Below are 21848 nucleotides of genomic sequence, written 5' to 3' on the forward strand. Positions count from 1 at the left end.
AAATAGTGTCTGTGCTGACAGCTTGGGATCTGAAATAATTATGTGTAACAGCCTATTCTGACCATCATCAGCATCAGCATCAGCATCAGCATCAGCATCAGCATCAGTCACAGATAACACAGTTCTTGCCAAAAGCTCGAAAAATCTCGTCGATGCCGACGAGGTGACGGTCGTCACGCCGACGCGACCGTCGGTCACTTTCACACCTGATGAGAAAAATCCATTTCAGACGGCATGTATGTCGTAACCAGATAGGTCATCTATACGGTGAAGGAACATTTCGTAAATTTATTACCACACCTCACTCATATGAGGGAATGGTTAAGGAGACTAAGGTGAGGGATGACGTAAAAAACACGTTTAACAATAGACCTTTATCTCAAAAAGAGGTAAATTTTGACTTTCAGTTATGCTTGGATAGGTAGTATGGAAGAGCGTCACCATAGTTATGTAATTAAAACTGTTAATGAAATTGGTCGCGGTGGTTTTGGTTTTGTGGAAAAGGTAGAATTATACACGGCCAGCGGAAATAAGTGTGGTGATTACGCTAAAAAAGTTTTATGTCCCGCAGAGGGGTTGAATAAAGAAGAATTTCGTCGGCGATTTCAGCGCGAAGTTGTTTATCAGGCTCGATGCGTGCACCCCAACATAGTTCCGGTATACCTCCATAACCTTCATCAAGACAGCCCTTGGTTTGTGATGGATTTAGCTATTAGCGATTTAAGTTCAGACCTGGCATCTGGAACGCTTGATAATCCCCAAAAAATGAGAATAGCTGAGATGATAATGTCCGGTGTGTATTACATGCACGCCGCGCTAGGAGAAGAATCTAATCGAAAGCCTTCCTACTTACACCGCGATTTAAAACCATCCAACATTCTTAATTTCGGAAATGGCGTATACAAAATATCCGACTTTGGATTAGTGAAAAATGCTGACAAAGACAATCCAGCATCAGAGATCCTCACGAAAGTAGCTATGGCGATGGGAACTGATAAATATATGGCTCCTGAGATAAAAGCTGCAGGCATATATTCTGTGCAAACTGATATTTTTGCATTAGGCGTGATTGTTGATGAAATGAATTTTGATAATATAGACGGCATTCGTGAATTAGTTGATAAATGCACAGCATGGAGACCAGCAAATCGTTTCAATTCTGTTGAAGAAATCATTCAGGAGCTAGCATCTATTAAAAAAAGGAATAAAATATGATATCAATGCTTTCTTGTGGTCTTTTCTCTTATGCAAAGACATCATCGCGAACAAATCAAGATACCATTCTTGCACCTCACTTTATAAAACAGGGCTATTTGTTGGCGATTGCAGATGGTGTTGGGTCTTATTCTGGTGCAGAACATGCGTCTAGAAGCGCCGTTCAAAGTTTATTAGATGGGATTGATGCAGGCCATATTGATAATATGGATTTTCTATTCGCATCTATTAAAAATGCAGTATCTGATTTATCTTCAACAAATGAGATTTATCGTGAAGCGGCGACAACTCTGACGTTTGCTTATATAAATTCATTTGGTCTCTATATCGGACATATCGGTGATTGTCGTTTATACGTCAATTCAGGTTCTAGACTAGTGCAACTGACTAAAGATCACACTCAGCACCAAATGTTACTAGACCAAAATATTTATAGTAAAAAGGATTTGAAAAACTTAGGTGGAAAAAACACATTAACATCCGCTATTTCTAAATACATACCACTTAATTTTCAAAGTAAATTTATACCTATGAGTGATTTAGTACAGGATGGTGACGAAATAAACATTTATATTATGTCTGATGGTGCCTATCATCATTGGGATCTGCGCCCACGTTTTGCAGATAGCACGATCATAAATCCAAGCTGTTTCACCGCTAGCCTTTATAAAAGAATACTTCGGAATGGCCCAATAGATGATTATTCATTGGTCGTTGCAAAGTTCAAGGTTAGTTCAAAATCGCATGGAGAATCCAATTAGTTTTTGAAAAAAACAATCATCACAAAACAGTTTGGCGAGCTATCTGACTGCCTAAGGCTTAAGCCAATCTTGGCTAATGTCGAGGTAAATTTTTGCTTTTCGCTCAGGACTCCTAAACTCTCGTCGATGCCGACGAGGCGTCGGACCGTCACCCCGACGCGACCGTCGGCAACTTTCACGAAAATTTCCACTAAAGCCCCCCTACTATCCCCCAGCAGTTCAACCTACAAATGCTGTCAGAAATGGCTCCTTTGGGTATCCCATGTTTTGAATGAAACCCAAAGTATGGCAGACTGCCTGCTCACAAAAACCTTTGCGTTTAAAAGGAGTTGTTTGCATGGCGACCAAAAGTATTGGCGAGCTGACCCAGGATGAGTTCTTGAGAATACTAGGCCCAGACCAAGGTAGTTCTAGGGATGGCAGCCGTGTAGCTGTGGGCCGATCGACTAGAGATAGCTGCGTAAACGTGGTCGATGGAAAGTTACAGGTAAATGGAAGTGACGAGTTCCGTCGCACAGTTGAGGCAGCCTATGAAGCTAAGAAGACTCCCTCAAGTGGCTTTGGTTCTGCACCTTACCGCCCAGAACCGATACCAGAACCCGAGCCGACTCTCAGCAAGTTGATGCCAAAGACTCAAGAACCAGTCATTGAAGAGTTTGACGTTGGCTACTACTGGAACGAACACCACCAGAGCAAAGACGCTATCTACAAAAAGCTGTATGGGCCGGAAGCCAACTTCCAGCAACAGTCTATGTTTGAGCGCAATAACGAACATCTTCAGGATATGGTTTTGCCTGGAGAGCTTGTTATTTTAGCTAATGAGCCAAAGACCTTGGCGGAGAAGGATCGGCTGATCCTACTTAACAGACAAGCGAAAGTGGCAAGTAGCGCTCTGCAGAAATTAACTCCAGAAGAAGCCTCAACACTCAAACAACATTTCGATGTCTTCGATTGGGTGGCTGCTCATGACCTAAGTACTACATCAGCCACATTTGGAGCAATTAGTACCGCCGCATCCAAAAAGCTAGAGCAAGTACAGAATGTGCTTAAAGAGCTCAACACCCTTTATGTCGTTCACGTCAGTAACAGCAAAGGAAAGCCATTTCCCCCCGAATTTTACCTACAAAGACAAATGCTATTCAGCAAACTGGATGGGTACTTGTCAAAACTAGCCGTGTCTGGAATCAGTATTGCAGACTACAGCACCATCAAAAGACGACTCGGCCTATCCACAAAATCGGTGCTCCATAACTGGCGCACAGTCTCACGTCATGGAGAAGTTCCTGCACTGGGGGAACGGATTGCTCACATGAGTAAGTTCGTTGCAGGTGCAAACCGAATTGGATATGTCAGTATCGGGCTTGATGCCGCAACAGGGTTAACCAAGATTCATAACGCATGTACCGAGGGTTCTCAATGCCAGAAAACTACAGCACGTGAAATTGGGCGCTTTAGTGGAGCTGTCGGCGGGGGCATATGGGGAGCGGAAGTTGGTGGCTCTATCGCAATTGGGGCTGCCAGTAGTGTAGCTATCGCCTTTGGCGTTGTGCTGTCAGCTCCTGTTATTGCTGTGGTTGGTATCAGTGGAGCTGTAGTTGGTGGTTACTATGCTGGTGACAAGTTCAGTGACATGGGGGCCCAGGTTGGCGAAGTTATTTCTGACGCAGCCGACAAAGGATCAGAAAAAATTATGGACGTGCTTTATAAAATGAAAGGTGCTCTCAATGACTGACGTACTGGATCTAATTGGTGCCATCAGTAGCTTAATATTATTAGGATTACTTTTCACCTTACCGTTCACTTTACTGATGATGATTTTCATGACACCAAAGCTGGACCGGTACATGTCTAATAATCCTAAATTTGAAAGCCAGTGGTTCGTGAATCGGTTTACGAGATTCCATAAGTATGGAGTTGTGTTGATGTTCGATGCTAAGCGCTACAAATGCCCCATCGGATTAAAATGGTTAGCGATCATATCAACCCTGATGAGCATTGCCTTTCTCACAAGCTGCATTGCCACTCTTTTGTTGTTCTGATCACAACTCTGGAGAAACATGATGACCCAATCCGACATGATTGCATTTGAGTATATACGCTCTCTGTGACTAAAAGCTGAGTTTGCCAATAGTTGCGAATAATCGCGTCGATGCCGACGAGATGACGGTCCGTCACGCCGACAAGATCGTCGGCAAGCTAGGTAAACTTCAACCAATTTTTGACAGTAACATCGTCCGACAAGACTCGCACTACCCTCGTTGGTTGGCACGACTGAGTGTCATAGGTAACTAGACACTCGCGGCTAAGCAAATCTCCACATATGCCAATTCTTGGGCAACTTCCTCCGCACGCTTTTTTAACACGGCCAATCTCCTTTCATGAGACTGCTGCACCTCTATCGGAGCCCTATCAAGCTTTTCTAACTTACTAACAGAGACACTAATTTGTTTGTTCAGTTCTCCAAGCAGATTCTCACAAGACTCTTGTTTCCTTACAGGAAAGAGTTGGCACTCAAGTAGACGGATCGCATCGTAAATCTTGATGACTTCCTTACTGGTTTTTGAGTGAACGAAATTCAGACTACCTTCATCAAATGCGTGGTGTTCTTGGTTTTGTCCACCCCAATTAACGAGATCGTTCTTAATCAAGTGAAAGTGTGTGAGGTCATAGGAGATCTGGGCCTCCACAAGCGAGAAAGTACGTTCCAAACTGAGTTGTAGGTAGCTGTTCTTCTTAAGCTGAGATCTCCCAAATTGAGCAGTGATAGACACACAGTTATCCACGCAATACTCTAACACCATGGACTCGAACCAGATGCGGCAGTAGATCAAAGCCTGCCTAATATCATATACACCAAGGGCACGGTGGACCTTCTCTTGGAATCCCCCTGCATGGTCTATCATGACGATACCTTTGTTCGTGTAACTGAGAACGTAGCTGCCATGCTGGTCGGACTGTGGATGACGCTCCGCGATTATGCAGAACCGCTCCCAAAAAAGACGATCATGTGTCGTTACAACCATCTGCGTACGCCGGAGATATGGATCTGTGAAGAAAAGATCAATAATATTTGAACGGTGCTCACTATCTATAGCGTTTACTACATCATCAAAAATAATCACAGGAAATTTATTCTTCTCTGCCATCGCCAGCAATAACGAAAGACCTAGAGCTCGTAGATGGCCTTCGCTCAGAACCGAAAAAGCGTCGAGAGATGTCCCATCAGCATTTGATATTTTTATTCTGTAGCTTTCGTTGTTCTTTTCGAAGCGGAGGGTGTCTATGCTTTCGTGTTCATCATCATGCTCATTGATTGCTTTATAATATTCGGCGGCCTTTGCCTCGATGCCTGCTATGCGGGCCTGTTCCAAAGATAATTTGTAGTTAAGCAAATCGCGATGGAGATTGCCGTATTCTAGCTGAATCTGATGGATGAGTGAGTTGAACCGCACATTGTCAGCGCCGTTACCTTTGAGAGTTGCTCGCCGAAGTTCAAGATCAGCCATACTCTTACCAACACGGCTAAACTCTTGCTGCGAAGCTTTCTTTTTAGCGAACAACCCTCTAAGCATCTCAACTTCGTCTTTCAGGGCTAATGCCTGCTCCTCCAAGTGTCTTACCCGACAGTCAACCCGAGTGACCTCCTCGTGCTTTCTTTCGCAGTCATAAATATAGAGCTCTATCCCTGCGAGGTTTTCTGCAACAAAAATGGCCAAAAAATGGAGAACCTGTGCCCCAACCACTGCTCTATCTGTTGCATTAGAGAAATTTGCGATAAGTGATTGGAGGTCACGAATTGGCAGGGTACAAGGCACACCTATTTTCGTGTTGGTGTCCACTCCAGAAAAACAAGTTGCAATCCCCACTGCCATCTGTGAAATACGTTCATCGGTACGTTTCTGAGCTATATTAAGTCGCTCAAGCACCCCCATGGTTTGCAGCTCACGCCGAGCTTTCTCAAATGGATTTTCAGCAACGCTATGTAAAGGCGTAGAGCAGGCAGGACAGATGCCATCATCTCCAATGTTCTCTATAACCTGGAGGGCCTCATAAATGACACGGTAGTTGATAGCACTAACATTTTGAAGGAGTGCAGCTTCGATTTTCTCTTTTTTCTGGAGTAGACGACGAGCGACTCCAGCAGCGTGGAGAATCCGCTTTAATGGAACGATTACGGGAAGCTCCGCTAACTTCAGTCGTTCAGCTTTACGGATTTTGAGGTCGGCCAATTTACCAAGGCGCACGAACCTAGCTCGAACGGCATTTTGCTGATCTATTTGCAGTCCCAGACGCTCACATACTTGAAGGTTCAGCGTCTTGACCTCGTTTGCAAGGCGATTGCGTTCTTCAAGTAGCCCGAGTTTATCGCTTTCTAGTGTAGCCATCTCAACTGCTAGCTCGGATCGCAGAAAGGGCGTCAGATTGAAGCTTTCTGGCCTCACAAACCGCGACATGACTTCCTGAAACTCTTCAAGCCCAAACAAAGCGGCGATGACGTCATTCTCTGCGCTACCAGTATCTTTAGAACCCAGTAACGAAAATTCCTGTAGGCGGTTACGATCGATGAAACAGCTTGACCACGTGAGGCTACGGGTCACTGGTTTTTTATCTGTCCCCATCAAGGTGAGACGGGTTTTCCCCGCCCCCCGAGCAATGTATTGTCTAACCTTGGTTTTTCGGCGATCAGCTTCTTTGATGTGACCTGTAGTGGCGAATTCCAATGCTTCACACAAAGACGATTTGCCACCGCCGTTGGGGGCGTAAAAGATATTCTTGACCTTACTAAACCTCAAGAGAGCCCCCCCGTCATCGGGCCCAAATTCCCCGAAGCCTCTGAAGTTTTTAACTTGCAAATAATCTAACGTGCTAAGCCCAGCAGGAGCAACCCAGTCCAATTCGGGCCGTGAATCCAGAACCTTCTTGAAACGAGTGGCTATACGTTGGTAGTCCGTACCAAGCAACCGGTCAGCAGTTGTGGTTAGATATGACATGATGTGATCTGAATACCGGCCTTTGCTTTGGTTGGCCTTATATATACACCACAGGAGTGCGAGATAAGCATCTGACTTCCCTACCAGATTCTCCCTTGCAAAACTCAACAAATACTGACTCATCTCTATTCCCTACGTAGTAACTTGTTTTGAGCCTGCTCAGATCGAAGACGCTTCCACTTCTATTTTTTCGCTCGAATATAGAGAACTTTTTGAGTAGATCCTGGTGCATTTCGTTCTTCGGTGACAAACAACTCCGTCTTGGCTTTGACTAAATCTGAGAGTTTTTTGTAACCGTAGATTCTAGAGTCAAAGTCAGGCTGCAATTTAGTCAGGTAGCTGCCAAACGTGCCTAAATGTGCCCACCCTGCTTCATCCCCCGATTGTTCTAGTGCTTCAAGTACGAATCGCTTTGGGAACTCAATGATCTTTGCGTCTGCAGGTGCACTCACAAGACGGGATTGCACATCCCCAACTTTGGGTGATTCTGTTGCTGGAGTCATGGTGGCTGTTGGGCGCAGAACCTCTGTGAACAAAAACTTGTGGCAGGCACTACGAAATGCTTCTGGGGTCTTATGTTCACCGAAACCCAGTACCGTCAATCCTTCTTCACGTAGGCGCATTGCGAGACCAGTGAAATCACTATCGCTAGTAACTAGGCAAAAACCATCAAATTTACGCGTGTAGAGCAAATCCATCGCATCAATGATTAGCGTACTGTCCGTCGCATTCTTCCCTGTGGTGTATGCAAATTGTTGAACAGGTTTTATGGCATGTTTTTGAAGAACCTTTTTCCAAGAAGCGCTCGTTGGCGAGGTAAAGTCGCCGTAGATCCGCTTGACCGTTGCTTCCCCAAACCGAGCGATCTCGGCAAGTAATCCTTCAATAACAGCAGCTTGTGCATTATCAGCATCAATGAGCACTGCTAAACGTAGGGTGGACTCTTCGGACTCAATTTTTGCAATCAAACGCTGCGACCCCATCTTACCTCCTGTAATTATTAGGCGCTGCAATCTGGTTGCAATATAAACATTCACAACTAAATGCACCAGATTTAACTATAAAATCAAACACATATTAAAATCATGTTCATCCCGAACATCAGGCCCTGAGTTGCCCACTCAGGGCCTTTTTATATCCAAAATCCAAAGGAACGAACATGTTTATCCGTCACATTTTGAGCAAACAAGTAGCCGCGATCAGCATCAAGCCTATGAGAGACGGTGGGCTCGACTTCACGGTCAAAGGCAGCACCAAAGGCGCAGTTAAAGGAGCTATCACCGGTGCCGGTATCGGTGCCAGAGGCGGTATACCAGGAACCGTCGCTGGCACCATCATCGGCGGCACCATCGGCTATATCACTGGGCCAGCGGACTGAGGGAGGTCAGCCATGGATGAGTTCATTCAAGAAGGGAAATACGCATCCCACGAAACGCTCAAGGGGTATGCCTACAGCTGGCGAACGCTGAGCTTGCTGATGCAGGAGGTCATCACATATGGAATGTATGTTCCTGAGTTCCTGCCAGATGAAAATCAGCCTGTGCTGCTGGTCGTGATCAAAGAGGCGACCGTGCTCAAGGCCAAGTCCCTGCACAGTGAAGCGCCTGAGGTATTGATCTCGATAGCTTCCCACACAGGCGAGTCAGTCCGGGATGACGACAACGGTTACTACGCTGACTACTGGCGCTTAGCTGCAGGAACCATCAAGCTGATCGACTGTGCCGAAGATGCCGTGTTCTGGCTGCCTCTCCCCGCTGTCGAAGCATGGGAGCCATACCGCTTCTCTGGCTATGGCTCACCGTTTGATGCCTTGTCTGCGCCACTCCCTGTATTCCAGCATCTGGCCTTTGCTCTCAAGCCAGCTCAAACCTCGCCTGATTTGGGCACCACTATCTACTTGAAATCCACTATCTGACGATCTCGAAGGACGCTAAGCATGAACACCAAAACCGATAAGCAAGCAGCCAAACAGCAAGTAAATACTAATGCCACAGCTAAGTTTGATGGCATACAAGCATCACCAGCCAAGGAGGTCTTGGTCAGTGGCGTAGCCACCCTCCTTTCGCCAGGCTCTACAACTACCGTGGGCTATGAGATTGGCCATGAACCCGAACAGGCTGAACTTTTGATCCGTCTGACAGGTAGCAGTGGTGGTGGCCTCTGTTCCAAGGAGTGGTTCGGTCTGGCGCAAGTCGTCGATCTGCTAAACGAACAACAACCTGACAAGGCATTTACCTCAGGCCTGTTCAAGGTGATCTGGAACTTCAAGGGCAGCAGCAATAACGCAGGGTTCCTAGCTGCTGTACTGCGCCATCTGGAGTTGACCAAGGCAGCACCGGAAGTACGGTTCGGCCATCTGATCACAGGCAAGCATACCGAGTGGTTTGATAGCCTCAAGGCCAAACTCCCAGCAGAGACCAACGCAGCCCAGTAACCCGTTCAAGCCTCCCTAACTCTCCTCCACCCCTTTTACTCAATCTCAACGAGAACCGAGATATGAAACCGACCCTCGTTATCACGGGCTTGCCTGTGAAGATAAGTCACGACCTGAAAACGCTACTGGAGCAGGCCATCAGCTCAGCGTTCGAGGATTTCCCTGATGAGATCCCGGATGGCACAACACCAGCAGCCCTGACCCTCAACTATCGAGATCCAGACTACAGCGCAACCACTGGAGGCTATCACCCTGTCGAGATCCGTCTTGAACGCTGGGATGACGGCTGGCATCTGCGCTATGTCACTGACTTTGCCTATGTGGGCCAAGGCTGGTGCACTGAGTTGGCCAAAGAGTTGGACTTCGATTTCAGCATGGGTGAGTACACCCACTCGTTGATGGGGAAAATGTCACTGGCAGAGGTGCATGAGTGGTTTGAGCTCTGGCAGCTTAACTTTTGCTGCTATGCCCAGATGGATGTATTCACCCTGACGGTGACACCTGACTGATCCCGTTCAGGCAAGAAACTCAAAAAGTCGCGTCGGTGGCGACGAAGCGTCGGGAACCGTTTAGGTCAATTCGTCAGCTCGTCGCCACCGACAGCAAATTTCTACGTTTGGCGAATTTTCCCGCACAGAAGACCAGATATCGACCGGAAGTAGGCCAAGCCCTGTTCCACCTCTGGCTTGAGACCAACATTAGGCTCAGCCAATCCCCAATCTCATCCCGGCAGCACAAGGAATTGACATCCCTGTGCTGTTTTTTCTTGGGCAGACCAACCCTACCCCCACCCATCAAATGACAGGAGACAGACGATGGCAAATGCTCCCTCCCGATTTCGCTTCACTCAAAAAGCCATTGAGGCGCTACCACCGAACCCACCCCATGCCAGATCAACTGAAGCCGAATACAGTGACACCCAGATCCCAGGCTTTAAATGTCTGGTAGGCAAAGGTGAAGGCTCCAAGAAATTCCTGCTGCGTTATCTCTGGCAAGGACGTAAACGGGCTATATCCATAGGCCGCTTTCCCGATGTTGACCTGAACACAGCCAGAGAGATCGCCACAGATTATAAACGGCTGCTTTCGCAAGGCATCGACCCCAAGCAACAGAAGGAAGATAAACGGCAGGAACTCACCCTGACCGAGTTTTTTGAGCAGCATTACTTCCCCTATGCCATGCACCACAAACGATCATGGCGAGATGATGCACAACGCTTTCGTGACCACCTAAAGCCAGCCTTGGGATCACGGTTACTCTCGGAAATAAAACTGGAACAGGGCCAGGCCCTGCAAACCAACTTGCTGAGCAAGGTAAAGCCAGCCACCAACAACCGGATCACCACCTTGCTCAAAGCGATCCTGACTTGGAGCGTTCGGATGGGTTATCTGGAGCAACACCCAATGAGGCACCTCAAAAGCCTGACCGAGAACAACCAACGTACCCGCTATCTGGACAAAGGGGAGATCAGACGGCTGTTTATGGCTGCGGATATCGATGAAAACCGTTATGCCGGTCAGTACGTCAAACTGCTGTTGCTGACAGGGTTGCGTAAGGACGAGTTGAGGCTGGCTAAGTGGGAACACCTCGATCAATCCCAGCTGACCCTGTTCATCCCCCACACCAAGAATGGGAAAAGCCGGATCCTCCACCTCAACCATATGGCCATGCAGATCCTCAAGGAGACCCACCCTATAGAAGGAAACCCCTATCTGTTTCCAGGACAGAAACAGGGTCAGCCGCTGAACAACGTTACCAGACCATTTAACCGGATGCTCAAGCGGGCGAGGATTGAGGGGCCAGTCTGTATCCATACCTGCCGCCACTCAGTCGCAGCCTTGATAGTCTCCAGTGGCGGAACCTTGTATGACGTGCAAGCTCAGTTGGGCCATGCCAGCAGCCAGACCAGCCAACGATATGCCCACCTGCACGCCAGCAGGCTGCGGCACACCAGTGCCCAAGTGGCCAACTGTGTGGAACAGGCATTGATTCCCAGCAACGCGGCTCACTCAACCCTACCCCAACTCAACCAAAACGGAGGAATTTAGGGGAAAAATGCCGACGGTCGTGACGAGCTGACGGGCAAACTCGACGCCTCGACGCGATCGTCGGCATTCCATCAACTTTTCCGCATTTCCAGATACCAAAGTCCACACTGCTATACCAACTCTGCTTACCCAAACACTCACCTGTCGTGAAGATCCAAGTCGACACGCCCTGTCGGGCACCTCCGTGACACTTGGATACCTTTGACTACGATGCTCCCCTGGATGGCAGTACACGACACCCTAGCCCAACGCCTCGGCGTGATCCTGACCAAGCTCAACAACGGGCAGCGGTTGGTGATCTCTGAGTTGGCCCACGAGTTCAATGTCTCGGCTCGCACGATCCAGCGAGACCTGAACGTCAGACTGGCTTATCTACCGCTGGAACGTGACGGACAAACCTATTGGCTTGACCCCAGCTATCTGGGGAGAACCACCACTCCCGCCATTTTGAGACTGTGTGAGCAACTAGGTGCCAAAGCGTTGTTCCCGGATGATCACGATACCCTGATCAAACACTGGCTCAACCCTGCATCAACACCTGTATTCGTCCTTTCCGGCTTTCAACTCGATGAAGACGACAGCCATCACCAATGGCTAAAGCCACTTGCCAAGGCAATCAGCCAACAGCTCAAAGTCAGGCTGTCATGGGTCGGTGAGCAAGCAGAGCAAGAGATTGAGCCATACCGCTTGGTCAATAAGAGGGGCCGCTGGTACTTGGCAGGGGTAACGGCGGATACGCCATTTATCGAACCCTTGTCGAGTATCGCCAACCTCCAGCAGATAGAAACGCCAGCAACGATCAGCGAGTCACAGCAGAGCTTGCTGCAAAAGCTCATCGAGCAAGAGGCCATCCCTACTCACGAAGTCGTGATCAAGGCAGCTTCGCCTATCGCCCACGAATTCAAGCTCAGAAACATCCTTCCCGAGCAGGCTCTTATCAGAGAGCTGGAGGACGGTAGCATCTTGCTGGCAAGCCGCGTTTTCGATGGTGCCCAGCTGCTGCCAGTGATCAAAACGTACCTGCCGCACCTTGAGGTGATCAGCCCAGCTGGGCTCCAAACATTGGTCAAACGTGACCTCAAGACCCTGCTCAGCCGGATGTAAGCCAATTTTCACGCCACTAATTTTCAACCCCCGACACCACCTGTCGGGGCAAATCACCACTATCTGTAGTTCAACCAACAAGGAGCAAAAACATGGTTTCTCCCACGATAACCAAGCTATCTGACCTCGTTCTACGTAGTCATGCCGACTATGAGGTCGTCTTCGAGCACGTAGCCGCTCACCTGCAAGCAGAAGGTGGCACTATCAAGGTTGCTGACCGAGCCAAGGGGACACTGGAAGCATCCTGGAAGTACGGTATCAATCCATTCGGATTGCGCGTGACAGTCCATTTCAGTTCACCAGAAGAAGGGAGTGTTGAGCTATCGCTGACAGGCTCCTTCGTTGATGCGATCGACACATGGGGCACCGCTAAGAAGAAGGCCAAAGCGATCGCGGAGGTGCTCCCCTCACCTATCGATGTAGCCGCGTGGCCTATCCGTGAGCAAGCCCCGGTTCCAGCTTCAACTCAATCAGCACCAGCGGGAGGCACAGTTCACCATAGAGGTAAGCGAAAGGTCTTGATGGCCCTGTTGGTCTTCTTTGGTGGTGGAATCGGCCTGCACAAGTTCTATGCCGGTAACTGGGGCTGGGGTCTGATCTATCTGGCCGCTTGCACCACTGGGATCCCGGTTCTGCTCTCACTGGTCGAGTTCATCAAGGTGCTTTGTCTGTCCCAAGAAGAATTCGACAAGCGTTACAACTATCAGGCTGTGAGGGCATTTCAATGGGTATGGTAAGGGTAAAGAGGCTCGTTCTGGCGGCCAGCGTTTCACTGCTGATGGCACCAGCGGCTCAAGCCGGATTGCTCAGTAAATGGGATGAACTGACCGTGAAAAGGGGAGAACTGGAAAGCTGTCCAGGCGTGACCTTGGAGCAGCAGGCCGATAGCTTCTTCAAAGATCCCGAGTGGTCGGCAGGCAAAGCCACTGATGGCCGCAAGCTGGTCAACGTGAGTGGCACGTTCACATATGGAGATAGACCTGTCCGTGGCTTGCTCCAGATGTGGGTTCAAGGTGAAGAGTTCAGCGTGGAAGCATTGGAGATAAACGGCCAGCCACAATCTGACCTCATGATCGATGCTCTGCTAGATAAGATGTGCGAAGCAGCAAAAGAAGAAGTTGCTCCCCAAACAGCTCTACGTGGGAAACAGCCCCTCCCCTTCATCGGCAAGCGCAGCTTTAACTTTGCAGGTGGTAGCGGTACTCAGGAGTTCATCACGATCCAGCAGAGCGGCCTGACGGTGATCGAAAGCTGTGGGGCATCCCTGATGGACCACAATGGCAACTTCCAGGAGCCAAGCTGCTCTGTGGATTGGAAAGGCCCGTTCTCCATCCCCCTCAAGACAAGCTCAGCTATATATCGAGTAGAGAAGGATCGGATTTATCAGATTGAACAAGATGGCAGCCCAGCCCGAGACTGTATGGCATCCAGAGAGGATTGCAGCGTCAGTTTGTACGAGTAGAGCAAGGTCGGTAGCATGAAAGCGGGAGCAATCCCGCTTTTTTTCATTCACTACCAGTCAACAGAGTAAAAGTCTCGACGAGGGTAGTTCGACGCCTCGTCACCACCGTCACGACTTACCCCCATATTTTCTTCACGAGACCTACGCCAGCATCATTCCATCAATTTTTCCACCATCACAATACACAACCTTGCAACAAACGACCCAAGCAAAAACAGCGTCAATGGAAGCCAAAAATAAAAACAACAGCCTCTGGGCCATTGTTTTGTATTTCTAACTACAATACCGTCCACATTTATATCGATGCAACTCAGAAAGTATTTTAAATATTATTTAACTAATCGTTCGCTGGCATTTTTATAGCGAATTTATGCTTGCACATCCTTTTGAATTTGGTAACATTCATCTCGCTGGAGGTGCTGAGCGCTTAGCATCATCAGTATAGTTTATATATTGCCTGCGCCATTTAATTTTGGCAGGTAATATATGTAAAGAATATGCTCTTTAACAATTCGCAAAAGTAATCTCTCGGAATGTTAGAGAGCATGAAAATCAATTATTTATTGGAGTTTCTATGTCTCTTATTTTAGATTTGCTTAAGCCATGTCTGGTAGACCAAATTTCTTGGACCCAAAGCCAATTAATAAAACTACCGCCAAATGATGTAAATTTCATGCTGGACACAGCTCGAACCCTACATGTGCTTATAGTTAACGATAAATCAGAGTTCACGAGACGTTTATATGCTGTTGATCAATCTCTGGCAAAAGAATTTGGCGATTTGATCAAACCGTATGCGTTTGTACCGTACCGCTCAGAGCTCGGTACGGTGGGTATGATGCAGGTGAATCTTCAATCAAAGGATGGTTACAGCTCTGCCAAAAGAGAACTTATTGAGGCAGGCTCTAAAATTTATTCTGTTACTCGCCTTATTGATGCTTACGACTTTTCCGAACGGACAGACGCTTCGGATATCGAGCCTATATCAGACATAGAATACGAAACTGTACTAGATCTCGTATTTTCTCGTTCAATTGTATCTAACCGGGAGCACCCAATATTCAAGAAGCTCACGAAACCAACAACAACCATTAATGAGGATGGTAAATGTAATGAAAACAACCATGACGAAGGTTGCAATGCCATGAGTCCGAATCTGGCAGATGATTACGCGTTAAACATCGACATTAATCTTGACACGATCAATGATATTATGTAATTCAGATTACCATACTCCATTTGCCAAAATACTACTTTCAAATACAGTTACTAGCAAAAATCCATTCTACAATACCTCCCCCAACTTCTCACTACCTCCCAAATATCCCCCATCATCTATTTTTACAGAAATCCAATCAAAATACGCCAAATTCAATTGTCAGATCCATCAACAGGGCGTAGAAATACGCCCCACCCTATCCCCAATCAACAATGCTCAGGGGGGTCATGTTGTTCTTGATGCCCTTGGGCGATCCAAGGACTTTATCAACATGAACACCGATGACGTATTCATCCTTCAGCATACCTCGAAACCATTCGCAACGACGACAGGGAGAAATGTGACATACGGACCAAGTCTGACTTCCCTAAAAAAGAAGTTCTGGTCGTCTATCCTCAATCCAACCACTGGATGTTTATACATACTACTGGACTACGGGCAAGAAGAAGCTGCTATAGCGGCCTGTTTTGCGAATGACCAAGAACTCATGGCAGCTTACCTAGCTGGCGACCTATATCTTCATATTGGTAGCCACCCTCATCTCGCTGGTTTGGATAGGGATTCACTTAAAAAGCTAGTCCTACCGTACTCTTACGGTCAATCCGCTGCTGCCTATGCCAAAGAGCACAAGATACCCCTTGAAGTAGCGCAGCGTTACTGGCGAGCATTAAAAGAAATATTCTACCGTGTCGATGCAGAGCTGAACCACCGCTCTCAGCTGGCTTTCCGTAACGGCTATGTCAGCTGTCTGGACTGGGCAGCCCGTGTTACACCACTGAGTAACCCTCTTGCTGTTCGCAACTGGCCTGTTCAAGCGGCTGGCGCAGACATCATGCGTCGTGCAGTTATCGGCTTAGTAGATGCAGGTATCGACCTACGCCTGACCATCCATGATGCGTTCCTTATTCGAGTTCCTATTGCTGAGCAAGATCAGCAGGTAGCGAAAGCGATCGCATTGCTCAAGCAAGCCAGTGCCTTAGTGCTGGACGGTTTTGAGCTGAATGTGAAGGTGGATGGGATTTACGACGGGCAGATTTCTGGGGAAATGATGTGATGTCTAAGAATTTTGATGCGGTGAAATTCGCCGAGATGTTCAAAGACCGTGTTGAACTCAAAAAGAGCGCCTCCGGTCAAATATTTATCACTTTAAAAACCCATAGGGGAATCTGCTATCCACTTCACTCAGATAGGGTCAAACGAGAGCTGCGTAGCTTTGCCAAGTTGCGAGGTGAGCGACTAAGCGAAAGCCGACTCAAAGACGTGCTCGACGAGCTGGACTCCCTTGCATATGAGGAGGGAGAAAATGTGGTATCTCACTATCGTTTTGCCCCCTATGCAAATGGCTACATTTATCATCTCGGGGAAAATCGTTTCCTACAAGTTACAGATGGTGCTGTGTCCAACATCACGGATTTACCTAGCGGGATCTACTTCACGGAAAGCAGTACTATGCTATCCGCTCCAGAGCCTGAACCGAAGGTAGACGTTAAGGCTCTCTTAAGGTGGTTCAACTGTTCCGATGCGGAAAAATTACTGTTGTTAGCATGGCTGACGTACACAGTGGCAACACCGAAAGCGGCCCAGTTGCCGTACCCCATTCTGACAATCAGGGCTCCCGCTGGTTCTGGCAAGACATTCATGTGCAGTAAGTTGATCAGACAGTTGGTTGACCCGAGTTCAGTTGCGAGTCAAACGATGCCTAAAAGTATCAAGGATATCGCGATCTCGGCCCAACTAAACCATGTCCTCATCTACGATAACCTCCGGTTTGTTCGGCGAGAGCTTAGCGATGATCTATGTTTGGTCTCGACTGGCGGCTCCGTTGCAGGCAGGAAACTCTACACCGACGGGCAGGAATTCAGCCTGGAGCTACGGTGCGCTCTTGTGCTAAATGGCATTCACACATTCGTAACAGAAAGTGATCTTGTTAGCCGATGCGTCAATATCAGCCTTCACCCCATAGGAGACAGGCAGAGACAATCCGAAGCTGATCTAGGGGCTAAGTTTGAAGCCGAGTTGCCGTCACTTATCTACACCCTACATATCCTCGCGGCTAGAGTGCTAGCCGCGACAGACTCCGTGAAGGTCAGCTACAAAAGCAGAATGGCAGATTTCTCATGTTGGGTGGCTGGTCTGGAGGCAGTGCTCAAGTTACCTCAGGGCGCTCTCCAGCAGGCGTACAAAACCAACGTTGAACAGGCGAAAGTAGCTGGTGTTGTGGACGACTCTCTCTTTGTGGCTTTGACCACGTTCGCGAAGCGCTACTCCAGGAGCAATCCTTGGCACGGTACTCCCCATGAGTTGCTCAGCGCTTTGGAAGCCCAGACATCTGTTAGTCTTGGTTCAGATATGCCTCGCAACGCGGCAGCGATGTCTCGAAAGCTACCAATGATTCATGACGCTCTCGCCAGCAACGGGGTACATGTCATCCGTGGACGTGCCACTGATCGGTACTACGATGTCTGGTTTGAGCCAAAAACGAGTCAAAGTCGCGACGATGGCGTCGAGGCGACGGAACACCCAGCAGTCCCGTCGAGTTCGTCCCCACACGTCGATGCTACCCATGCAAGTGACTTTGACAACGTAGAGGAGTTGCTCGGATGAGTATGCAACCGACAGACTGTTTGCGAGATATTCTTGCCAAACTGCAGACGACCCAAGATGTTAAGCCCAAGAAGCACCCCGCAGTGATACTGGCCGAGAAAATCGAGGTCCGCCTGTTCGCCAAGAACAAACTCAGGCAGACCAAGACCATCTACCCCACTGATGTGCTCTGGGACTTGTTCAGAGTCTTATTCATCAACCATTTCGGCCCCTGTGAGGAGGCGCGGCTGAAAGCTTGGACTTACAGCCTCAAGTGCAAGGGGCGAGTGCAGGTGCTTAATGCCTTGTACGAGCTCCTAGAGGAACGCTACCCCGAAGTGAAGTTTGAGCGTAGGGAGGCAAAACCAAAGCGGAAGTAGTAACAACACTTGCCCCTGCTTGACGGCAGGGGCCTTTTTACTTTATGGCATTCACGACATCCCAGTTCAGGTCCCTATCCGGATCACCTAGCAGTTTTTGTCGTGTCCTCTATCACTCATCCATCCAACAATATCTATCTCTTGGAGCAACAATTCTCCGGACGATATCCGGTCAGACAGGATGACAGATGGCTACAAAATCTCGACGGACGCGACGGCTCGGCGGTTATCCCAATCCGTTGATAAATGAATGAAGTCCAGTAGGAAGGTGCAGAAATGGCAAGCTGAGCTCAATTTTTAGACGAAACAAGTAAAAACTTACTTCTGCATGTCTTTCTGATTGACTTTTATTAGATAGATTACTATTATCCGTCCCGTCTTAACGAGACAGGCAATTCCTCCTTTGTTCAGTCGGTAGAACGGCGAACATCCAATCCGTAGATAACGGGTTAAAGTCCTTAGGAGGAGCCAATTCCCTCGTAGTTCAGTCGGTAGAACGGCGGACTGTTAATCCGTATGTCACAGGTTCAAGTCCTGTCGAGGGAGCCACATTTGAAGCCAAGTTTTCGAGCTGGGCTTTTTCATATCCATCTCTCCATTGTTTCAAGCTGAGCCAGCTCCCCCTCACCGCTTGCTCTGCCGCATTCCCCTCGCAGTGAACGATCCACTCTCCCTGTTTTCTCTCAACTCAAATTCGACTAACTTCCAAAACGTCCTACTACAGCCAAGTAGCAGGCTCCTTGTGCCTTAGTTGGTTACCTCGCCACCGGCAGGTCCTCCCAGCGTGTGGTGTAACAGGGGCTCAGGTGCTCTTGTCTCATCATCCACTCAGGCGACCCCGTGCCTTGGCTGGCAAAGCCTACGCGCCCCAATCCCTTGGCTTTGATCTGGTCCATCACTGCCATCAGCGCATCTGATTGAGCGAAGGACGGGGCAAAGAGATCTGCCTGTTGTTGCCCCTTGGGGGTGAACTCACTCAGCATGACGCCCGCCTGCTCACTGTAGTAAGGGGCTCGTTCATCAAAGGGGCTGGTTCGCACGAACAGGTGCACCCGCTGGCAACACATCCCCTCGGCCCGCAGCTTCTCGGCTGCGCGAGCCATAAAGCCTGACAACGCCTGGGCCATTTCTCCACGGTCAGTCACGCGCTCACCAAAGGAACGGCTCGAGAGGATCTGCAGCTTCGCCGCCGGTTCAACGGTCAGCTCTGCGCAAGGCAGGCCACGCAGTTCCTGTACGATCCGCGCGACCACCACGCCGTATTGGGCGCGTAGCCCTTTGGCGTCGCTAGCCACCAGGTCAGCCACGGTGTTGATGCCTTGTGCCACCAACTTGGTTCCCAAGCGCCGTCCTATGCCCCACACCTCGTCCACCGGGGTGATAGCCATCAGCCGGGCACGGCGCAGCTCGTCACGCAAGTCCACGACGCCGCCAGTGGCAGGCCACTTCTTGGCTGCATAGTTGGCCAGCTTGGCGAGGGTCTTGGTGGGGCCAATCCCGACCCCTACCGTGAGGCCGGTCCACTGCCACACTCGCTGCCGGATCTGTTGCCCATAGGCTGTCAGGTCCCCGGCAAACGACTCCGACAGTGACAGGAATGCTTCATCAATGGAGTAGACCTCCAGCTCGGGGGCCATGGTCTCCAACGTGCTCATCACTCGGCCAGACATATCGCCATAGAGCGCGTAGTTGGAGCTGAACACCACACCACCATGCGCTTCGAACTGCTCGCGGATCTTGAAGTAGGGACCGGCCATCTTGATACCCATCGCCTTGGCTTCGGGGCTGCGCGACACCACGCATCCATCGTTGTTGGAGAGCACCACGATCGGGCGGCCACGCAGCTCAGGGCGAAACAGCCGCTCACAGCTGGCGTAGAAGTTATTTACATCAACGAGCGCTATAGCCATCACGCTGCCTCAGATTGCCAATCACATGGGTGACCACTCCGAACAACTCCAGGGAGAGGCTCATACAAGGGTCGATAGGCGCGAACGCCGGATTGGCTGGCAACAGCCGCAACCTCGGCTTGAGCTGCAAGGTCTTTACCGTGAAGCCGCCATCGAGTAGTGCAATCACCACATCACCATGGCGCGGGGTGAGGCTCTTATCGACCACCAGCAAGTCACCGGGAAAGATGCCGACCCCGGTCATGCTCTCCCCCTCGGCACGCAGATAGAAGGTGGCTGCAGGGTGCGGCACGCAGTGGGTGTTGAGGTCCAACTTCCCTTCCAGATAGTCGCTGGCTGGGCTGGGAAAGCCGCAAGAGGCGCGGTGCAAGAACAGCGGGATGGTCACATCGGCGGGTGATGGGTCTGGGGTTAACAGCTTCATGGCAACAACGCCTGTATTTATATACAGACATTATAGCGCACCACCTTTGAACCAGCGCAAGTCCTCATCCACAGATGCATGAATCACACGCACACTCACAGTTCCAATGCTTCCACCAACAAAAGGGCATGGCAGGAAAAGCTCACCGCGTGCTAATTTTTGCTTTCTGGCTAGGAACCCCGCAGATAATACCGTAAAGGCAGAATGTGGTTTCCCAGCCTAACGTGGCATGTTCATTTCCATTTGTGATAGCTGTTTGGGGGCATCTCCATAGATATAAAGGAATCCTGCAGCCAACATTTCACCTTCGAGATGCTGTTTCACTGTGGTGAAACCTGGCAACGCATCCAATGCCCAAACTTGCCTGAACAAGCCGAGAGCTGGCTGGCCTACCGTGAACTGGCAACGTATATTCTCGACCCTCTGGTAGAAGAATTTGGTCACCCATTGCTGACCTATGGGTTTTGCGGGGTAACACTGCGCAAAGCTATTCTTTCCAACGCCTCGCCCGGTATAGCCCCCACACTGGATCAACATGCGGCCTGTGAACTCAATCAGCGAGGAAGCGTTATCTGTCCTCGGCAAGGGGCCGCGGTTGATCTGATATACCCAGGGAAGAACAGCTATCAGGTAGCCCTTTGGTTGGCGCAGCACACCCCGTTTGATCGTCTCTATCTCTATGGCCCAGACCGGCCACTGCATATCAGCTATGGGCCCGAACAAAACCGCGCCTTGGTCAAACTCACCACTCACCATGGAAGACGAATGCCCAAGCGGCTGACACTCACCCAACTCAAAGGAATGTGCTGATGCTGACCCCCGAGCGCTTCACGCAACTGGTCGCTGCCCTGCCATACAAAAAAGTGCTGCCCGACGCGGTCTATCTGCACAAAGAGACCCTGGCCACAACCAGCCCACAGCTCTACCGCTTTGTCTGTGCGGTGGCACAAGCGCTCAAACTGCCGGAGTGTGAATGGGATCTGGTGAAGTTGGCAAAGCAGGACTTTAGGCTGTCCCTGCTCAGCTACCCCACCTTCTTCGAAGAGGCCTACCCCAGCCTCAAGCAGAGCGTGACCGTTGACCTGGCCAAACTAAGCCATACCGTTACCCGCTACGACAGCCAGGACAATCCCCCCATTCTGCATCGCAAAGAGTGCATGCTGACCCCCGATCACCCACAGGCAGAGAGCTGTCGCCAGATCACCGAAGAGGGGGAGTTGGCGGGACTTTACGATCATCCTGTAGTGGTCTAATCATCCCGGACACCATTTTAGGTGGTACAGTCGCCACCATGACCTGAGGTGTTCAATGACAAGA

General features: G+C 49.5%; 23 protein-coding genes and 2 tRNA genes. 19 read left to right on the forward strand and 6 right to left on the reverse strand.

The window, feature by feature from the left end:
* Positions 1-426 precede the first annotated feature (426 nt).
* Entirely contained in the window at positions 427-1215 is a 789-nt protein-coding gene (locus G5137_RS12285; RefSeq protein ID WP_421255454.1) for a serine/threonine-protein kinase, read from the forward strand.
* Positions 1212-1976: a PP2C family protein-serine/threonine phosphatase gene (locus G5137_RS12290; RefSeq protein WP_421255455.1), complete on the forward strand. Its 765-nt coding sequence runs from the start codon at positions 1212-1214 to the stop codon at positions 1974-1976. Before G5137_RS12285 ends, G5137_RS12290 begins: the two co-directional genes overlap by 4 nt.
* Here G5137_RS12290 and G5137_RS12295 read toward each other — a convergent pair.
* Positions 1973-2155: a hypothetical protein gene (locus G5137_RS12295; protein WP_421255456.1), complete on the reverse strand. Its 183-nt coding sequence runs from the start codon at positions 2153-2155 to the stop codon at positions 1973-1975. The genes G5137_RS12290 and G5137_RS12295 overlap by 4 nt on opposite strands.
* 158 nt (positions 2156-2313) lie before the next feature.
* On the opposite strand from G5137_RS12295, the gene G5137_RS12300 reads away from it, so the two are divergent.
* Both G5137_RS12300 and G5137_RS12305 read left to right on the forward strand, forming a co-directional pair.
* Complete coding sequence (locus tag G5137_RS12300) at positions 2314-3708, forward strand: hypothetical protein (RefSeq protein ID WP_421255457.1); 1395 nt, start codon at positions 2314-2316, stop codon at positions 3706-3708.
* Positions 3701-4015, forward strand: coding sequence for a hypothetical protein (locus G5137_RS12305; RefSeq protein WP_245094592.1), 315 nt, complete (start codon positions 3701-3703; stop codon positions 4013-4015). The genes G5137_RS12300 and G5137_RS12305 overlap by 8 nt, the downstream gene beginning before the upstream one ends.
* 249 nt (positions 4016-4264) lie before the next feature.
* Here the strand turns inward: G5137_RS12305 and G5137_RS12310 are convergent, their stop codons facing one another.
* Together G5137_RS12310 and G5137_RS12315 are read right to left on the reverse strand one after the other, a co-directional pair.
* Positions 4265-7090: an AAA family ATPase gene (locus G5137_RS12310; RefSeq protein ID WP_421255458.1), complete on the reverse strand. Its 2826-nt coding sequence runs from the start codon at positions 7088-7090 to the stop codon at positions 4265-4267.
* A 59-nt stretch (positions 7091-7149) separates the two neighbouring features.
* Positions 7150-7950 (reverse strand): NYN domain-containing protein, encoded by an 801-nt coding sequence (locus tag G5137_RS12315; RefSeq protein WP_245094599.1) that lies wholly within the window; start codon positions 7948-7950, stop codon positions 7150-7152.
* Between the two features lie 176 nt (positions 7951-8126).
* Between G5137_RS12315 and G5137_RS12320 the strand changes: the two genes are divergently transcribed.
* From G5137_RS12320 to G5137_RS12385, 14 genes are all read left to right on the forward strand, one after another.
* On the forward strand, positions 8127-8345 hold the full coding sequence (locus G5137_RS12320; RefSeq protein ID WP_245094601.1) for a hypothetical protein: 219 nt from the start codon (positions 8127-8129) through the stop codon (positions 8343-8345).
* Positions 8346-8357: 12 nt separating this feature from the next.
* Entirely contained in the window at positions 8358-8882 is a 525-nt protein-coding gene (locus G5137_RS12325) for a hypothetical protein (RefSeq protein WP_421255459.1), read from the forward strand.
* Between the two features lie 21 nt (positions 8883-8903).
* Positions 8904-9401 carry a hypothetical protein gene (locus G5137_RS12330; protein WP_421255460.1) on the forward strand — a complete coding sequence of 166 codons (498 nt, stop codon included), beginning with the start codon at positions 8904-8906 and terminating at the stop codon, positions 9399-9401.
* 62 nt (positions 9402-9463) lie between these two features.
* On the forward strand, positions 9464-9910 hold the full coding sequence (locus G5137_RS12335) for a DUF2787 domain-containing protein (protein ID WP_421255461.1): 447 nt from the start codon (positions 9464-9466) through the stop codon (positions 9908-9910).
* 306 nt (positions 9911-10216) lie between these two features.
* A complete protein-coding gene (locus G5137_RS12340; RefSeq protein WP_421255462.1) occupies positions 10217-11449 on the forward strand; it encodes a tyrosine-type recombinase/integrase in 1233 nt (410 codons plus the stop codon).
* Between the two features lie 222 nt (positions 11450-11671).
* Positions 11672-12553 carry a helix-turn-helix transcriptional regulator gene (locus G5137_RS12345; RefSeq protein ID WP_421255463.1) on the forward strand — a complete coding sequence of 294 codons (882 nt, stop codon included), beginning with the start codon at positions 11672-11674 and terminating at the stop codon, positions 12551-12553.
* Between the two features lie 92 nt (positions 12554-12645).
* Entirely contained in the window at positions 12646-13290 is a 645-nt protein-coding gene (locus G5137_RS12350; protein ID WP_421255464.1) for a TM2 domain-containing protein, read from the forward strand.
* Positions 13278-14015, forward strand: a complete 738-nt coding sequence (locus G5137_RS12355; protein ID WP_421255465.1) for a hypothetical protein — start codon at positions 13278-13280, stop codon at positions 14013-14015. The genes G5137_RS12350 and G5137_RS12355 overlap by 13 nt, the downstream gene beginning before the upstream one ends.
* A 574-nt stretch (positions 14016-14589) precedes the next feature.
* Positions 14590-15234, forward strand: a complete 645-nt coding sequence (locus G5137_RS12360) for a hypothetical protein (RefSeq protein ID WP_421255466.1) — start codon at positions 14590-14592, stop codon at positions 15232-15234.
* A complete protein-coding gene (locus G5137_RS12365; protein ID WP_421255467.1) occupies positions 15221-16288 on the forward strand; it encodes a DNA polymerase in 1068 nt (355 codons plus the stop codon). Before G5137_RS12360 ends, G5137_RS12365 begins: the two co-directional genes overlap by 14 nt.
* Positions 16288-17838 carry a hypothetical protein gene (locus G5137_RS12370; protein WP_421255468.1) on the forward strand — a complete coding sequence of 517 codons (1551 nt, stop codon included), beginning with the start codon at positions 16288-16290 and terminating at the stop codon, positions 17836-17838. The genes G5137_RS12365 and G5137_RS12370 overlap by 1 nt, the downstream gene beginning before the upstream one ends.
* On the forward strand, positions 17835-18197 hold the full coding sequence (locus G5137_RS12375) for a hypothetical protein (RefSeq protein ID WP_167558343.1): 363 nt from the start codon (positions 17835-17837) through the stop codon (positions 18195-18197). Before G5137_RS12370 ends, G5137_RS12375 begins: the two co-directional genes overlap by 4 nt.
* A gap of 396 nt (positions 18198-18593) precedes the next feature.
* Positions 18594-18668 (forward strand) — tRNA-Gly (locus G5137_RS12380).
* Between the two features lie 2 nt (positions 18669-18670).
* Positions 18671-18746: transfer RNA gene (locus G5137_RS12385), tRNA-Asn, on the forward strand.
* A 206-nt stretch (positions 18747-18952) separates the two neighbouring features.
* Here the strand turns inward: G5137_RS12385 and G5137_RS12390 are convergent.
* From G5137_RS12390 to G5137_RS12400, 3 genes are all read right to left on the reverse strand, one after another.
* Positions 18953-20107 (reverse strand): DUF4113 domain-containing protein, encoded by a 1155-nt coding sequence (locus G5137_RS12390; RefSeq protein ID WP_421255469.1) that lies wholly within the window; start codon positions 20105-20107, stop codon positions 18953-18955.
* Entirely contained in the window at positions 20088-20531 is a 444-nt protein-coding gene (gene umuD / locus G5137_RS12395; RefSeq protein WP_421231539.1) for a translesion error-prone DNA polymerase V autoproteolytic subunit, read from the reverse strand. The genes G5137_RS12390 and umuD overlap by 20 nt, the downstream gene beginning before the upstream one ends.
* A 219-nt stretch (positions 20532-20750) precedes the next feature.
* Complete coding sequence (locus G5137_RS12400) at positions 20751-21287, reverse strand: hypothetical protein (protein WP_421255470.1); 537 nt, start codon at positions 21285-21287, stop codon at positions 20751-20753.
* 53 nt (positions 21288-21340) lie between these two features.
* Here G5137_RS12400 and G5137_RS12405 point away from each other — a divergent pair, with 53 nt between their 5' ends.
* The gene (locus tag G5137_RS12405) at positions 21341-21784 is read left to right on the forward strand and encodes a hypothetical protein (protein ID WP_421255471.1); all 444 of its coding nucleotides are present in this window, start codon (positions 21341-21343) and stop codon (positions 21782-21784) included.
* Positions 21785-21848: the final 64 nt, after the last annotated feature.

The sequence above is a fragment of the Aeromonas sp. 600282 genome, from assembly GCF_049175755.1.
GTDB classification, from domain to species: Bacteria; Pseudomonadota; Gammaproteobacteria; order Enterobacterales; family Aeromonadaceae; genus Aeromonas; species Aeromonas veronii_A.